General features: G+C 39.4%; 17 protein-coding genes and 1 pseudogene. 6 read left to right on the top strand and 12 right to left on the bottom strand.

The window, feature by feature from the left end; translation table 11 throughout:
* Positions 1 to 392: 392 nt before the first annotated feature.
* The 12 genes from lysS to DDE80_RS11720 form a co-directional block, all read right to left on the bottom strand.
* Positions 393 to 1,898: a lysine--tRNA ligase gene (lysS, locus tag DDE80_RS11775; protein WP_201261530.1), complete on the bottom strand. Its 1,506-nt coding sequence runs from the start codon at positions 1,896 to 1,898 to the stop codon at positions 393 to 395.
* A gap of 127 nt (positions 1,899 to 2,025) precedes the next feature.
* Positions 2,026 to 3,033, bottom strand: coding sequence for a tRNA dihydrouridine synthase DusB (gene dusB / locus DDE80_RS11770; protein ID WP_108307967.1), 1,008 nt, complete (start codon positions 3,031 to 3,033; stop codon positions 2,026 to 2,028).
* Between the two features lie 27 nt (positions 3,034 to 3,060).
* The gene (folK, locus tag DDE80_RS11765) at positions 3,061 to 3,567 is read right to left on the bottom strand and encodes a 2-amino-4-hydroxy-6-hydroxymethyldihydropteridine diphosphokinase (protein ID WP_108307965.1); all 507 of its coding nucleotides are present in this window, start codon (positions 3,565 to 3,567) and stop codon (positions 3,061 to 3,063) included.
* On the bottom strand, positions 3,564 to 3,929 hold the full coding sequence (gene folB / locus DDE80_RS11760; RefSeq protein ID WP_108307963.1) for a dihydroneopterin aldolase: 366 nt from the start codon (positions 3,927 to 3,929) through the stop codon (positions 3,564 to 3,566). The genes folK and folB overlap by 4 nt, the downstream gene beginning before the upstream one ends.
* Positions 3,930 to 3,931: 2 nt before the next feature.
* A complete protein-coding gene (folP, locus tag DDE80_RS11755; protein ID WP_108307961.1) occupies positions 3,932 to 4,786 on the bottom strand; it encodes a dihydropteroate synthase in 855 nt (284 codons plus the stop codon).
* A complete protein-coding gene (gene pabC / locus DDE80_RS11750; RefSeq protein WP_108307959.1) occupies positions 4,780 to 5,610 on the bottom strand; it encodes an aminodeoxychorismate lyase in 831 nt (276 codons plus the stop codon). The genes folP and pabC overlap by 7 nt, the downstream gene beginning before the upstream one ends.
* A 2-nt stretch (positions 5,611 to 5,612) precedes the next feature.
* Complete coding sequence (gene pabA, locus DDE80_RS11745; protein WP_108307957.1) at positions 5,613 to 6,188, bottom strand: aminodeoxychorismate/anthranilate synthase component II; 576 nt, start codon at positions 6,186 to 6,188, stop codon at positions 5,613 to 5,615.
* Positions 6,185 to 7,579, bottom strand: coding sequence for an anthranilate synthase component I family protein (locus tag DDE80_RS11740; RefSeq protein WP_108307955.1), 1,395 nt, complete (start codon positions 7,577 to 7,579; stop codon positions 6,185 to 6,187). Before DDE80_RS11740 ends, pabA begins: the two co-directional genes overlap by 4 nt.
* A gap of 105 nt (positions 7,580 to 7,684) precedes the next feature.
* Positions 7,685 to 8,611, bottom strand: a complete 927-nt coding sequence (gene cysK, locus DDE80_RS11735; protein ID WP_108307953.1) for a cysteine synthase A — start codon at positions 8,609 to 8,611, stop codon at positions 7,685 to 7,687.
* Between the two features lie 133 nt (positions 8,612 to 8,744).
* On the bottom strand, positions 8,745 to 9,662 hold the full coding sequence (locus tag DDE80_RS11730; protein ID WP_108307952.1) for a peptidyl-prolyl cis-trans isomerase: 918 nt from the start codon (positions 9,660 to 9,662) through the stop codon (positions 8,745 to 8,747).
* Entirely contained in the window at positions 9,652 to 10,527 is an 876-nt protein-coding gene (hslO, locus tag DDE80_RS11725; RefSeq protein WP_108307950.1) for an Hsp33 family molecular chaperone HslO, read from the bottom strand. Before hslO ends, DDE80_RS11730 begins: the two co-directional genes overlap by 11 nt.
* A 10-nt stretch (positions 10,528 to 10,537) precedes the next feature.
* The gene (locus DDE80_RS11720) at positions 10,538 to 11,308 is read right to left on the bottom strand and encodes a type III pantothenate kinase (protein WP_108307949.1); all 771 of its coding nucleotides are present in this window, start codon (positions 11,306 to 11,308) and stop codon (positions 10,538 to 10,540) included.
* Positions 11,309 to 11,348: 40 nt separating this feature from the next.
* On the opposite strand from DDE80_RS11720, the pseudogene DDE80_RS11715 reads away from it, so the two are divergent.
* The 6 genes and pseudogenes from DDE80_RS11715 to DDE80_RS11690 all read left to right on the top strand — a co-directional run.
* Positions 11,349 to 12,098 (top strand): annotated as a pseudogene (locus DDE80_RS11715) (YtxH domain-containing protein); the annotation flags it as partial.
* A complete protein-coding gene (locus DDE80_RS11710) occupies positions 12,095 to 13,096 on the top strand; it encodes a bifunctional lytic transglycosylase/C40 family peptidase (RefSeq protein WP_000769868.1) in 1,002 nt (333 codons plus the stop codon). The pseudogene DDE80_RS11715 and the gene DDE80_RS11710, both read left to right, overlap by 4 nt.
* On the top strand, positions 13,093 to 14,025 hold the full coding sequence (locus DDE80_RS11705) for a conjugal transfer protein (protein ID WP_001224318.1): 933 nt from the start codon (positions 13,093 to 13,095) through the stop codon (positions 14,023 to 14,025). Before DDE80_RS11710 ends, DDE80_RS11705 begins: the two co-directional genes overlap by 4 nt.
* A gap of 274 nt (positions 14,026 to 14,299) precedes the next feature.
* A complete protein-coding gene (locus DDE80_RS11700; protein WP_012386611.1) occupies positions 14,300 to 14,386 on the top strand; it encodes a tetracycline resistance determinant leader peptide in 87 nt (28 codons plus the stop codon).
* A 15-nt stretch (positions 14,387 to 14,401) separates the two neighbouring features.
* Positions 14,402 to 16,321 (top strand): tetracycline resistance ribosomal protection protein Tet(M), encoded by a 1,920-nt coding sequence (gene tet(M) / locus DDE80_RS11695; protein ID WP_000691736.1) that lies wholly within the window; start codon positions 14,402 to 14,404, stop codon positions 16,319 to 16,321.
* Positions 16,322 to 16,439: 118 nt separating this feature from the next.
* Positions 16,440 to 16,619, top strand: a complete 180-nt coding sequence (locus DDE80_RS11690) for a cysteine-rich KTR domain-containing protein (RefSeq protein ID WP_161952325.1) — start codon at positions 16,440 to 16,442, stop codon at positions 16,617 to 16,619.
* The last annotated feature ends 107 nt before the right edge of the window (positions 16,620 to 16,726 follow it).

The raw sequence follows: 16,726 nt of genomic DNA, 5'->3' as shown, positions 1-16,726 counted from the left end.
CAAACTCTCCATAAGAGAGCGATTAAGCTCATGTTGCTGGCATCAATTTTGATGTCCAAAATTTTGTTTCAATTTAATGAAACGATTTATTGATTAACGTTTTGCTTGTTCAGTTTTCAAGGTTCATATTATTTTTCAACAACTCTTATATTATATCAGTAAACAACTTTAGTTGTCAACCTTTTATTTGTAAAAGTTTTTTGAAGAAACAACTTTTTTATCTTAACACATCGGTAAACGTTATGTCAACACTTAGTTTAACAAGTTATTTAATCGCTGTGTCGTAAAGACAATTAATAATTTACCATGTATTTTGGTTGATTGCAATAGTTTTGTTTAAATAATATTAAATAAAAAACAAGGGGCGTAATAACCCCTTGTTTTCTAAGGTATTACTTAGTTGTATGACGCATTGTAGGGAATAATAATACATCACGGATTGATGGTGAATTAGTAAGTAACATAATTAAACGGTCAATACCAATACCTAAACCACCTGTTGGCGGCATACCGTACTCTAATGCTTCTACAAAGTCTTCATCCATATCATGCGCTTCATCATTACCCGCTTCTTTTTCAGCAAGCTGTGCCATGAAACGTTCGCGTTGGTCGATTGGGTCATTTAACTCTGTGAATGCATTTGCATGCTCACGACGTACGATAAATAACTCAAAGCGATCTGTAAAGCGCTCGTCTTCTGGGTTTTTCTTAGCTAATGGTGAAATCTCTACAGGATGACCATAGATAAATGTAGGCTGTACTAATGTTTCTTCTACTTTTTGTTCGAAGAATTCATTAATGACATGACCAACACCTGTATGTGATGGTGCTAGCTCTACATTATGCTCTTTTGCTAAAGCTTTTGCTTCTTCAACTGTCATTGGCGTCCAGAAATCAACGCCAGTTGCTTCTTTAACAGCATCAACCATATGTTGACGTTTCCAGCCAACACCTAAATGAATAACATCTTCACCATATGTTACATCCGTTGTACCAAGTACATCTTGTGCAACGTGCGCGATTAAGTTTTCTGTTAGGCTCATAATATCTTCATAATCTGCATATGCTTCATATAACTCAATCATCGTGAACTCAGGGTTATGTCGTGTTGATACACCCTCGTTACGGAAAACACGTCCGATTTCGTATACTTTTTCTAAGCCACCTACAATTAAACGCTTTAAGTGTAGCTCAATTGCGATACGCATATATAATTCCATATCTAATGCATTATGGTGCGTAATAAACGGACGGGCCGCTGCGCCACCTGCAATTGTGTGTAACATTGGTGTTTCTACTTCTAAGAAGCCTGCGTTGTCTAAATAACGACGCATTGAACGAATGATTTGAGAGCGTTGGATAAATGTTGCTTTGCTATCCTCATTTGTCATTAAATCTAAATAACGTTGACGGTAACGTTGCTCAATATCTTGTAAACCATGGAACTTCTCAGGCATTGGACGTAATGCTTTAGTTAGGAACGTAAACTCTGTTGCTTTAACAGATAGCTCACCTACATTTGTACGGAAGACATTCCCACGTACACCAACGATGTCGCCAAGGTCAGCTTGTTTGAATAATTCGTAGGCATCGTCGCCCACTGCATCTTTACGTACATAAATTTGAATTTGACCTGCTAAATCTTGAATATGTGCAAATCCTGCTTTACCTTTACCACGCTTCGTCATAATACGACCTGCGATAATAACTTCTTGTAGGTTTTCTTCTAATTGTTCTTTTGTTTGATCCGCAAATTGTTCACGCACTTGCTCTGATGAATGGGTACGTTCAAAGCGTCCGCCAAATGGGTCTAAACCATTTTCGCGAATTGTCGTCATCTTTTGACGTCTCACCAGTAGCTGATCATTTAATTCTTCATTGTTTGACACGAAATTCACTCCTCTTATTTTGTCCGCTCCAAGCAGTCCATAATGTACTCATTGTACACAATTTTTGGGTAGCGTTCACGTTTTTATTATTACGTCACAAAAAAGAGCTACTTCTATATAGAAGTAACTCCGCATTTTACATAATAATTTGTTGTTCGCGCATTTCATACTCATCTACTAATGAGTTAAGTAAACCACGTAGTTCTGCTGCTGTTTCGGTTTGGTTAATGGCATTACGTGCCTTACCGTTACCGCGTACACCTTTTAAATACCATGAAGCGTGCTTGCGCATTTCGCGTACAGCTACTGTTTCACCCTTCAATTGCATTAGGCGCTCAAAGTGCAGTAAACATACATCAATTTTTTCGCGCACGCTTGGCTCTGGCATTAACTCGCCCGTCTCTAAATATTTAACCGTACGGTACATCATCCATGGGTTACCTAGCGCTGCACGTCCAATCATTACAGCATCTGCACCTGTGTGGTCTAGTAAACGTTTTGCATCTTGCGGTGTTTCGACATCACCATTACCGATGAATGGGATTTTAAGCTCCTTTTTTACATCGCGTAAAATATCCCAATTGGCCTTACCTTCATACATTTGTACACGCGTACGACCATGCATTGCTAAAGCTGAAACACCAGCGCGTTCTGCTGCTAGTGCATTTTCAATTGCATACACATGCTCATCATCCCAACCAATACGCATTTTAACACTAACAGGTTTATCAACAGCATCTACTACAGCTGCAACCATTTCGTAAATTTTATTAGGGTCAAGTAGTAAGCGGGCGCCAGCTTCACATTTAATAATTTTATTAACAGGGCAACCCATATTAATATCAATAATATCGGCTGTCGTATTTTTATCCACATACTTTGCCGCTTCGACTAATGTCTCTTTATCCCCACCAAAGATTTGTAAAGATAGTGGGTTTTCACGCTCATCAATATAAAGCATGCCTAGTGTTTTTTCGTTTTTATAAACGATACCTTTATCGCTAATCATCTCGGCGTACACAAGCCCTGCACCAAACTCCTTAACAGTTAAGCGAAAGGCTGAGTTACAAATACCAGCCATTGGGGCTAGTACGACGCGATTATCCATAACGATATCGGCAATTTGAAACGGTTTTTGTTCCATTTCAGTTCCTCCTTAACGTACTACAATTTATTTAAGCCATGACGGGATACTTTGCTGCTGCATCACATGACGAACGCCCTCAGTGTTGGCATCCATCTGCATAACAATGTCACGCGCCTTCGTTAATTGCTCAGACTGCGTGGCTACAACATCAAACAGTGGGATTAATACAAACGCACGCTCATACATACGAGGGTGCGGCAAAATTAATCTTTCTGTGTTCATATTTTCGTTATTGTACAGCAAAATGTCAAGGTCAATGACGCGTGGTCCCCAGCGCACAGTTCGCACACGACCTAGTTCATTTTCAATTGCTTGGCATACATCTAACATAGCTAGCGGTGATAGCGCTGTTTTAACATGTACCGCAATATTTAAAAAGTCAGCTTGATCTGTAAAACCAACTGCAGCTGTTTCATAAACAGCCGATACAGTCTCAACCGTTACTTGCTCCGCTAATAAACGCACAGCTCGGCGCAGGTTATCTTCACGCTCACCAATGTTTGTGCCAATAGATAAGTATACATCATTCATCGCATCTCGCCTCGTGTAATTTGTACCGAAACTTCTTTATAATGTCCGGCAATAGGAGGATCAGGTTTAATCAATTCGATTTCTACCCCTTTTACTAACGGAAAATCAGCTAAAATATGGGCTGCTAAGCCTTCTGCTAATGCTTCGATTAATTGAAAGGGCTCACCCTCTACGATTTCTTTACACAAAGCATATACCTCTGCATAGTTAACCGTTTTTGCTAAATCATCCGTTAGCCCTGCTGGCTGTAAGTCTAACGCTAACTTTACAGATACGCGAAAACGTTGCCCAATAGCTGTCTCAGCAGCTAACACACCATGATAACCATAAAACTGCATATCTTTAATATTAATATAATCCATCGTTACTGCACCTCTATCTGTTGTTTTCCTACTAATACATCCGCAACTTTTATGGCACGTCGCATAGGCTCAATATCATGTAAACGCATCATATGACAGCCTTTGTCAATACCGTACACTACAGTCGCCATCGTTCCTTCTAAACGCTCAGCTGTTGGTAAGTCTAAAATTGCTCCAATCATCGATTTACGTGAAGTAGCTAGCAGTACAGGGTAACCCATCGCTACTAAATCTGGCAAATGCTGCATCATTTGAATATTGTGCGCCGTTGTTTTACCGAAACCGATACCGATACCTGGATCTAAAATAATATGTTCGTCAGGTACCCCCGCCGCATGTGCTATTGCTAAACTTTGTTGTAAATCTTGGTGAGCTTCTGGCCATAAATACTTATAATCGGCTTGCTCGCGATTATGCATTAAAATAATCGGTACATTGTATTGTGCCGCTACTTGTGCAATACGTGGATCTGCCTTAGCGCCCCAAACATCATTAATCATATGCGCACCTGCTTGAACAGCAGCTTCAGCGACAGCAGATTTATACGTATCTATCGAAATAATGGCTTGCACCTCCTGCACCAGTGCTTGAATTACCGGCACTACACGCGCAATCTCTTCTTGCTCTGTTATTTGCACATGACCTTGGCGTGTAGACTCTCCGCCTACATCAATAATTTTAGCACCTTCAGCTACCATTTTTTTGGCTTGTTGCACTGCAGCTGCTACAGAAGTATATTTGCCGCCATCGGAAAAAGAATCAGGCGTAACATTTAAAATCCCCATAATAAAAGTCTCTTTTGTATAATCAAGCGTAATACCATTAATCGTTAACGGCGTACGATATTTCTCTAACATAAATGTTCCTCCAATAGTTGTTGATAACCTGCATAAAGTTGTTGGTACACAGCACCACGAGCGCCTAAAAAATATGTGGTGTTGACAGATGAAATCGGCACAAGCTCTTGTACCGCATTGGTAATGAAGCATTCATCTGCTTGCTCTAGCACTTGCTTTGTAAACTCTCCTTCTATCGTTGGCATTAATGTCATTACAAGCTGACGTGTAATTCCCCCTAAGGCCCCGGTAGCTAATGAAGGTGTATACAATAAGCCATCTTTAACCCAAAAAACATTCGATGTGATGCCTTCAACAATATGCCCCTGTTCATTAACAAAAATGCCTTCCTCTGTCGCAAGCGATGGCATCTCTAAACGTGCTAAAACATTATTACCGTAATGATGAGACTTATAACGAAGCGGTTGTTCTGGCATATTGCGAACAGTTTGTAGAAAGCGCGCTGTTTTTTCCGTATGCGCAGGTGCTACAACGAGCGGTTTAGTAAAGACAATCACAGTAGGTTGTGTATAGGCTGTCGGTTTAAGCCCTACATCATGAGCCCCTGCCGATATGTTTAAACGAAAATAACAATCCACTCCATCAGCTAATCCCACTAATCTTTTAATAATGGCTGTCATTTCTTCTAACGTATAAGGCATCGTAATGCGATAATGCTGAAGTGCCTGCTTTAAACGTGCATAATGTAAATCTAAAAATAGCGGCTGTCCTTTGTAGGTGCGAAATGTTTCAAAAAAACCTAAACCGTATAGGAAACCATGATCAAATGGTGAAATACGAAGGGCCTCTGCCCGCACATACTCCCCGTTCATAAAACAGTACATTTTTACCCCTCCACATAGGCCGTTATAAAGTTTTGGATCAACTGTTTACCGTGTTCTGTCATAATCGATTCCGGATGGTACTGTACGCCTTCGATCGCATGCACTTTGTGACGCAACCCCATAATTTCACCTTCTGCAGTTGTTGCAGTTACTTCTAGGCAGTCGGGTAGCGTTGAGGGCTCTACGATAAGTGAATGATAACGTGTTACATTAAATGGCGATGGTACATCTTGATGAACCCCTGCATTACTATGCGTAATGGCTGAGGTTTTACCATGCATTAAACGTGTTGCGCGTACCACATCACCACCAAATACTTGTGCAATCGCTTGATGACCTAAGCAAACACCAAACAACGGAATCTTACCTGCAAAATATTCAATTACTTGCATGCTAACGCCAGCTTCATTTGGCGTACAAGGTCCTGGTGAAATTACAATCATAGCAGGTGCTAGTTGCTCAATCTCTTCAAGCGTAATTTCATCGTTGCGCTTAACGAGAACTTCGGCGCCCAATTCTCCAAAGTACTGCACTAAATTAAACGTAAATGAATCATAATTATCTATCATTAAAATCATCGTTGTTCCTCCGCTAATGCTTTTGCTTGCCACATGGCCTTCGCTTTATTTAATGACTCGACATATTCACTCTCAGGATTAGAGTCTATTACTAAACCTGCCCCCGCTTGAATATGAGCCATATTCTCTTTAATGTAAGCTGTACGTATTACAATATTAAACACCATATCACCTGTAAAACCTAACCAACCAATCGAGCCGGTATACAACCCTCGCTGTACAGGTTCAAGTTCTTCGATAATTTCCATCGTTCGTATTTTAGGCGCGCCTGTTATCGTTCCACCAGGGAACATTGCGCGTAACACGTCCGTATTTGTTTTATTTTCTGCTACTTGCGCACGAACATTTGATACTAAATGCATGACGTGCGAATAACGCTCAATCACCATCAGTTCATTTACTTCTACTGTGCCATACTTTGCAATGCGACCAATATCATTACGCTCCAAATCTACTAACATAACATGTTCTGCACACTCTTTTACATCGCTACGCAACTGTTGTTCATATTTTTCATCTTCTGCCGCAGTAGCACCGCGCGGTCGTGTCCCACCAATAGGTCGCGTCTCTACAATTTGGTCATTACGTTCAATTAACAATTCTGGTGAGCCCGATACTACCGCGAAATCTGATGCTTGAATAAACGCCATATATGGTGATGGGTTTAGCGCGCGCAATGCCTCATACATTATGATAGGTGCAACATGTAACGGGCGAGACTGACGTACCGATAAGTTAACTTGAAACACATCGCCTGCCGCAATATAGTCTTGTACTTTGCGTACAGCTTGTGCAAAATCTTCTTTCGTAAATGAAACTTCAAGTTCATCATCATTCAGTATTACTTCACGCGCTGCTTCTTCGGTGAAGCGGCGTTGTTGTAGCCCTTGAATTGCGGCTTGTTGCCAACGCTGTTGCTGATCACTAAGCTCGTGAAGGGCCATAATATAAGCTTGTTGCGTCGCTTTATCATATACCGCCCACTCATCAAATAAATAAAAATAAAGTGTAGGCGTTTGTAAATCATTCGTCGTTTGAACTGGTAATTTTTCAATTTGACGAGCGTAGTCATATGAAATAAAGCCAATAGCCCCTCCTTGGAATAAAGGCAAGTCACTTCGTTTTTCTACACGGTAGGTGTCCACTAATGCCTCAACTAATGCTAGCGATTCGCCTTCTCTCGTCTCTGTCGTTCCATCGCGCCAACTAATATGTATACCTTGAGCTGTTGCACGAATTGTAGCCAATGGATTAAGCCCAGCGATATGCATCGCACCTTCTCTACCACTCTCTAAAAAAAGATGAGCTGTATAGCGTTCACTCTGTTGTTTATAACTATAAAAAAACGCATCTTCTGTCATCTGAAATGCTGTTGCGTGTAGTTGTTTCAATTACAAAATCCCCCTAAATTCAAATCTACTTCATCTTAACGCGTCAAGGCGCTACTGTCACTTTCTGTGCATAAAAAAAAGCAGCCGCAGCTGCTATTGTTTTTATTAATCAAATTGATAAAGAGGTGTTGATAAGTAACGTTCACCATTTGAAGGTACAATTGCTAAAACATTTGAGCCTTTGCCTAAACGCTTCGCTGTTTCAATTGCCGCATGAATGGCTGCGCCTGAAGAAATACCGCATAAAATACCTTCAGCCTTCGCTGTTTCACGTGCTACTTCAAAAGCCGTTTCATTTTCTACTGGGAAAACCGAAGTGTACACTGCTGTATTCAATACTTTAGGTACAAAGCCTGCACCAATACCTTGAATTTTATGTGGGCCTGGTTGGCCACCAGATAAGACTGGTGAATCTTTTGGTTCTACCGCAATAATTTCGATATTCGGATATTTTTCTTTTAAAACTTCACCTGCACCAGTAATTGTACCACCTGTGCCGATACCTGCCACAAATGCATCTAATGTTAAGCCGTCAAAAGCTTCCACAATTTCTGGACCCGTTGTATGGCGATGCACCTCTGCGTTCGCTGGGTTTGTAAATTGCTGTGGCAAGAAATAACCGTGCTCTTTTGATAGCTCTTCCGCTTTTTCAATGGCCCCTTTCATCCCTGCAGGCCCTGGTGTTAATACTAAGTCTGCGCCATAAGCACGCAGTAAATTACGACGTTCTAAGCTCATCGTTTCAGGCATTACTAAAATAGCATTATAACCTTTAGCTGCTGCAATCATTGCTAAACCAATACCTGTATTACCACTCGTAGGCTCGATGATTGTACCACCGGGTTGTAATGTACCATCTTTTTCTGCCGCTTCAATCATCGCTAATGCTAAGCGGTCTTTTACTGAGCTACCTGGGTTAAAGTATTCTAATTTCACATAAACATTGCCTTCATTTTCAGCCGTTGCATGTTGTAATTTTACGATAGGTGTATGGCCAACTAAATCTGCTACTGAATTATATAATTTCGTCATTGTTCTATCTCCCTTTTAATTCATAGTATATCAATTGGTTTTATTATTTTCAATAATATCAATATTGCCGTTTACTGTCAACCTATAAAAAAAGAAACATTACTTTCACTTATGAAAATAATGTTTCTCCTTATTAATTAGTTTCACCATAGAACCATGAGACGTTAAACTCATCCCAAAATGACTCTGGCGCTACAGATTGTGTTAACTGCTCTAAAGCAAGCTCTACTCTCACATGCTCTTTCATTTCTTTAAAGGTAAATGATTGCCCTGGAATAACTTCAATAACTTTTAAAATACCATAGTTGCCGTCTTCCATTTTAATAGCTTGGCTTATATTGCCTTCTTTAATACCATCTAATGCATTTGCTAAATTTTGATCGAAGCCTTTTTGTGTTACAGTTACAAAACCGATATCTCCACCTAAGTTAGCTGAGTTAGTATCGATAGATAACTCACGTGCTAACACAGAAAAATCAGATCCACTTTGCAATTCTTTCAACGCTGCTTCTGCTTTATTTTTTGAGTCTACTACAATTAAATTTGTACGGTAACTCGTTGGTACTTCATAAAGCGCTTTATTATCTTCGTAATATGCTTCTACCTCTTTATCGTCAATAATAATATCTTTAGTGAGTACTTTATTAAGCATAATGTCGGTATATACTTTATTACGTAACTGTTCAATGGACATGTTTTTTAAAATATTGCTAAACTCTTCTGGCGTTGAACGCATTAATGCGAGCTCTAAATCTACTTCTGCAGGCTTAACGTCTATTTTAAATTTCTTGGCTGCTTTTTTCATCACAACATCGTTCACCATATCGCGTAACGTATTGCGACCATAATGTTGCTCCATCTCCAGCATCCAGTCTTGACGTGTAATTTCTGTTTTATCAATCGTAGCTACCACTTCTTTGCCGCCATCTTTACTGCCATTTGGTATTAGCCAAGCGATAAACCATAAAATATTACCTAATAGCAACACACTAAAGATAACGAGTGCTGGTTTTGCTTTTACACGTAATTGCGAGAGAGGCTTACGCGCCATGCATAATGTCCTCTAACTCTTCTTTAGTGAAATCATACGTTTCCAAACAGAAATGGCATTGGGCTTCTGCGCCACCATCTTCATCAATCATCGCTTGAATTTCATTTTTCCCTAAACCAGCAATTGCATCGCCAAAACGCTCTTTAGAACATTGACAAGTAAATGTCACTGGCATTTCATTTAAAATTGTAACGTTATTTTCGCCTAACACCGTTTGTAAAATTTCTTCTGGTGTTAAACCTTTTTCAATCATTTTAGATACAGGCTCGATTGAACTTAGCTGTTGCTCGATGCGATCGATAACTTCATCATCACAACCCGGCATCAACTGAATAATAAAACCACCTGCTGCTAAAATTGTATTATCTGGATTCACAAGCACGCCAAGTCCTACTGAAGACGGCACTTGTTCTGACATCGCAAAGTAATACGTAAAGTCCTCAGCAATTTCACCTGAGACAATTTCGGTTTGGCCACTAAACATATCACGTAACCCTAGGTCCTTTACTACCGTTAATGCGCCTTGTGTACCTACCCCTGCACGCACATCTAATTTACCTTGCTCATTTAAATCAAAATGTACGTGAGGATTTGTTACAAATCCGCGGACTTCACCTTTGGCATTACTATCAATCACCATAGGCCCAATTGGACCATCACCTTCAATTTTAATCGTAATTTTTTCTTCGCCCTTTAACATCGCGCCCATCATTACACCCGCGGTCATTGAACGACCTAATGCTGCTGAAACGACTGGCCACATACCATGTCGACGTTGTGCTTCTCCTACTGTATCTGTTGTACGCACAGCGAAAGCACGTACTTTCCCTTCAAATGCTACTGCTCTTACTAAATAATCACTCATTATATTAGCCTCATTTCTGGTTACGTTCATAAATTAATACTAAGCCTTTTAGCGTTAGTGTTTCGTCTACAATATCAATAATCGGCATATCATGTGCCAATAAAGGTGCTAAGCCACCAGTAGCTATTACTAAGGGTGGGTTTTCTCCTTGTGCAGCTAAGCGTGACACAATACCTTCTACTTGGCTAATAATACCGTAATATACACCCGCTTGCATCGCTTCAATTGTTGTTTTCCCTACAATTGAGCGCGGACGCTTTAATTCAATACGGGGAAGTCTAGCTGCCTGCGTATACAATGCTTCTGTCGCAATTGTAATACCCGGTGTAATCACCCCGCCTAAATAGTCACCACGTTCATTTAAATAACAATACGTCGTTGCTGTACCAAAATCAATAATTACTAACGGCGTTCCCTTATAAACATCTAGAGCTGCAACTGCGTTTACAATGCGGTCTGACCCTACTTCTCTCGGATTTTCGTACTTAATATTAAGACCTGTTTTTACGCCTGGTCCAACAACAAGCGGTTTAACATGAAAAAGTGCCTCACATAATTTTTGAATGGTAAATAACATCGGAGGAACCACTGAGCATATAATAACACCTTTAATATCATTTACGGAAATGTTTGCACTAGCAAAAAAAGCGCGTGTCATCACCGCATATTCATCTTCTGTACGACGTAAATCAGTTTGCATACGCCATTGTCCTACTATAGTTGTAGCAGAGTACGCTGCCATTTTTATGTTGGTATTGCCAATATCAATAACTACTTTCATATTCTTCACCTGTCAAAATAATACCATACCCCAAAAAGAAGGGGCTGGGTCTGCCATTGTTACAGGTAAAAAAGGACAGTCGGGTTCGGGGAGTTCTGCAAGGACACAAGCAGATCACTCCCGACCAGACGGAAAGGAAAAATCAACACTTGGAAAACGTATCGGTCAAACCATCGGTACAGTAGCTGATACCAAAGACAGAATGGTAGACACTGCTAGTGGTTTGAAAGAACAGGTTAAAGATTTGCCGACCAATGCAAGATATGCAGTATATCAAGGAAAATCCAAAGTAAAAGAGAATGTCCGTGATTTAACCAGTAGTATTTCTCAAACCAAAGCGGACAGAGCCAGTGGACGCAAGGAACAGCAGGAACAAAGGCGAAAAACCATTGCGAAGCGTCGCTCTGAAATGGAACAGGTCAAACAGAAAAAACAGCCTGCTTCTTCTGTTCATGAAAGACCGACTACAAGACAAGAACAATATCATGATGAACAGACCTCAAAACAGTCTAATATTCAGACTTCATATAAGGAATCTCAACAAGCCAAACAAGAGCGTCCAGCAGTTAAGTCCGATTTTTCAAGTCCAAAAGTGGAACGCCAAGGCAATACCGTTCAAGAAAAAACCGTTCAAAAGCCAGCAACTTCAACCACTACAGCAGATAGAACTTCACAACGTCCAATCACAAAAGAACGTCCGTCTACTGTTCAAAGAGTACCACTACAAAATACAAGAAGTAGACCACCAATCAAAACCGCCACCATTAAGAAAGTCGGTAAGAAACCATGAAGTTGAAAACTTTAGTGATTGGTGGTTCTGGATTATTCTTGATGGTCTTCTCACTGCTTCTGTTTGTTGCCATTTTATTTTCAGATGAACAGGACAGCGGAATTTCCAATATTCATTATGGAGGTGTGAATGTTTCCGCAGAAGTGCTGGCTCATAAGCCTATGGTAGAAAAATATGCCAAAGAATATGGCGTTGAAGAATATGTCAACATACTTCTTGCGATTATACAGGTGGAATCGGGCGGTACTGCGGAAGATGTTATGCAGTCCTCGGAATCCCTCGGTCTTCCACCTAATTCATTGAGTACAGAAGAATCCATTAAGCAAGGTGTGAAGTATTTCAGTGAATTATTAGCCAGTAGCGAAAGGCTCAGTGTAGATTTAGAATCGGTTATCCAGTCCTACAATTATGGTGGTGGTTTCTTAGGGTATGTGGCTAATCGTGGAAATAAATATACCTTTGAACTGGCTCAAAGTTTCTCAAAAGAGTATTCAGGTGGCGAAAAAGTGTCTTACCCCAATCCCATAGCCATACCTATCAATGGGGGCTGGCGATACAACTATGGCAATATGTTTTATGTGCAACTGGTAACGCAGTATCTTGTCACAACAGAGTTTGATGATGATACGGTACAAGCCATCATGGACGAAGCACTGAAATATGAGGGCTGGCGATACGTTTACGGTGGAGCTTCCCCGACTACTTCTTTTGATTGTAGCGGACTGACACAATGGACGTATGGAAAAGCTGGAATTAACTTACCACGAACCGCACAACAGCAATATGATGTGACCCAGCATATCCCACTATCGGAAGCACAAGCTGGCGATTTGGTTTTCTTTCATTCTACCTATAACGCTGGCTCTTATATTACTCATGTTGGGATATACCTTGGCAATAACCGTATGTTTCATGCAGGCGACCCAATCGGTTATGCCGACTTAACAAGCCCCTACTGGCAACAGCATTTAGTGGGAGCAGGACGAATCAAACAATGAGAAAGGAAGATTTAATGATGAAATTTAGAAAAAATCAGAATAAAGAAAAACAGATACCAAAGGAAAAGAAACCTCGTGTCTATAAGGTCAATCCTCATAAAAAGGTTGTGATTGCCTTGTGGGTACTTTTAGGGCTTAGTTTCAGCTTTGCGATATTCAAGCACTTTACAGCTATAGATACTCATACTATTCACGAAACAACTATCATAGAAAAGGAATACGTTGATACTCATCATGTAGAAAATTTTGTAGAGAACTTTGCGAAAGTCTACTATTCATGGGAGCAATCCGATAAGTCCATTGATAATCGAATGGAAAGTCTAAAAGGCTATCTGACAGATGAACTTCAAGCTCTCAATGTTGATACAGTACGCAAAGATATTCCTGTATCGTCTTCTGTAAGAGGATTTCAGATATGGACGGTAGAGCCAACTGGCGACAATGAGTTTAATGTAACCTACAGTGTAGACCAGCTCATTACAGAGGGAGAAAATACAAAGACCGTCCACTCTGCTTATATAGTGAGTGTCTATGTAGATGGTTCTGGAAATATGGTACTGGTTAAGAATCCGACCATTACCAACATACCTAAGAAATCAAGTTATAAACCAAAAGCCATTGAAAGTGAGGGGACGGTTGATTCCATTACAACCAATGAAATCAATGAGTTTTTAACGACGTTCTTCAAGCTCTATCCTACAGCGACAGCCAGTGAACTTTCCTACTATGTGAATGACGGGATATTAAAACCAATCGGAAAAGAGTACATCTTTCAAGAACTGGTAAATCCTATTCACAATCGTAAGGATAATCAAGTCACGGTATCGCTGACAGTGGAGTATATCGACCAGCAGACCAAAGCAACGCAGGTATCTCAATTTGATTTGGTACTTGAAAAGAACGGGAGTAATTGGAAGATTATAGAATAACAAATATTGGTACATTATTACAGCTATTTTGTAATCACGTACTCTCTTTGATAAAAAATTGGAGATTCCTTTACAAATATGCTCTTACGTGCTATTATTTAAGTATCTATTTAAAAGGAGTTAATAAATATGCGGCAAGGTATTCTTAAATAAACTGTCAATTTGATAGTGGGAACAAATAATTGGATGTCCTTTTTTAGGAGGGCTTAGTTTTTTGTACCCAGTTTAAGAATACCTTTATCATGTGATTCTAAAGTATCCGGAGAATATCTGTATGCTTTGTATGCCTATGGTTATGCATAAAAATCCCAGTGATAAGAGTATTTATCACTGGGATTTTTATGCCCTTTTGGGCTTTTGAATGGAGGAAAATCACATGAAAATTATTAATATTGGAGTTTTAGCTCATGTTGATGCGGGAAAAACTACCTTAACAGAAAGCTTATTATATAACAGTGGAGCGATTACAGAATTAGGAAGCGTGGACAAAGGTACAACGAGGACGGATAATACGCTTTTAGAACGTCAGAGAGGAATTACAATTCAGACAGGAATAACCTCTTTTCAGTGGGAAAATACGAAGGTGAACATCATAGACACGCCAGGACATATGGATTTCTTAGCAGAAGTATATCGTTCATTATCAGTTTTAGATGGGGCAATTCTACTGATTTCTGCAAAAGATGGCGTACAAGCACAAACTCGTATATTATTTCATGCACTTAGGAAAATGGGGATTCCCACAATCTTTTTTATCAATAAGATTGACCAAAATGGAATTGATTTATCAACGGTTTATCAGGATATTAAAGAGAAACTTTCTGCCGAAATTGTAATCAAACAGAAGGTAGAACTGTATCCTAATATGTGTGTGACGAACTTTACCGAATCTGAACAATGGGATACGGTAATAGAGGGAAACGATGACCTTTTAGAGAAATATATGTCCGGTAAATCATTAGAAGCATTGGAACTCGAACAAGAGGAAAGCATAAGATTTCAGAATTGTTCTCTGTTCCCTCTTTATCATGGAAGTGCAAAAAGTAATATAGGGATTGATAACCTTATAGAAGTTATTACTAATAAATTTTATTCATCAACACATCGAGGTCCGTCTGAACTTTGCGGAAATGTTTTCAAAATTGAATATACAAAAAAAAGACAACGTCTTGCATATATACGCCTTTATAGTGGAGTACTACATTTACGAGATTCGGTTAGAGTATCAGAAAAAGAAAAAATAAAAGTTACAGAAATGTATACTTCAATAAATGGTGAATTATGTAAGATTGATAGAGCTTATTCTGGAGAAATTGTTATTTTGCAAAATGAGTTTTTGAAGTTAAATAGTGTTCTTGGAGATACAAAACTATTGCCACAGAGAAAAAAGATTGAAAATCCGCACCCTCTACTACAAACAACTGTTGAACCGAGTAAACCTGAACAGAGAGAAATGTTGCTTGATGCCCTTTTGGAAATCTCAGATAGTGATCCGCTTCTACGATATTACGTGGATTCTACGACACATGAAATTATACTTTCTTTCTTAGGGAAAGTACAAATGGAAGTGATTAGTGCACTGTTGCAAGAAAAGTATCATGTGGAGATAGAACTAAAAGAGCCTACAGTCATTTATATGGAGAGACCGTTAAAAAATGCAGAATATACCATTCACATCGAAGTGCCGCCAAATCCTTTCTGGGCTTCCATTGGTTTATCTGTATCACCGCTTCCGTTGGGAAGTGGAATGCAGTATGAGAGCTCGGTTTCTCTTGGATACTTAAATCAATCGTTTCAAAATGCAGTTATGGAGGGGATACGCTATGGCTGTGAACAAGGATTGTATGGTTGGAATGTGACGGACTGTAAAATCTGTTTTAAGTATGGCTTATACTATAGCCCTGTTAGTACCCCAGCAGATTTTCGGATGCTTGCTCCTATTGTATTGGAACAAGTCTTAAAAAAAGCTGGAACAGAATTGTTAGAGCCATATCTTAGTTTTAAAATTTATGCGCCACAGGAATATCTTTCACGAGCATACAACGATGCTCCTAAATATTGTGCGAACATCGTAGACACTCAATTGAAAAATAATGAGGTCATTCTTAGTGGAGAAATCCCTGCTCGGTGTATTCAAGAATATCGTAGTGATTTAACTTTCTTTACAAATGGACGTAGTGTTTGTTTAACAGAGTTAAAAGGGTACCATGTTACTACCGGTGAACCTGTTTGCCAGCCCCGTCGTCCAAATAGTCGGATAGATAAAGTACGATATATGTTCAATAAAATAACTTAGTGTATTTTATGTTGTTATATAAATATGGTTTCTTGTTAAATAAGATGAAATATTTTTTAATAAAGATTTGAATTAAAGTGTAAAGGAGGAGATAGTTATTATAAACTACAAGTGGATATTGTGTCCTGTATGTGGAAATAAAACACGATTAAAGATAAGGGAAGATACTGAATTAAAAAAATTCCCCCTCTATTGTCCGAAATGCAGACAAGAAAATTTAATTGAAATAAAGCAGTTCAAAGTAACTGTGATTACAGAGCCAGACGCAAAGACGCACAGTAAGCCCCCAATCAAATAACGCATATAAACACCCTGGCACCTCCGGTACGATAAACGTATCAATTTAAGGAGGTGCTTTTTTATGCCAACGAATCAACCGACAATTGTGCCAGTTTATCTAGATCC

The organism is Metalysinibacillus jejuensis, from assembly GCF_003057615.1.
Taxonomy (GTDB): domain Bacteria; phylum Bacillota; class Bacilli; order Bacillales_A; family Planococcaceae; genus Metalysinibacillus; species Metalysinibacillus jejuensis.
The sequence above is the reverse complement of the archived record's forward strand: the minus strand, read 5'-3'. Positions and strand labels throughout refer to the sequence as shown.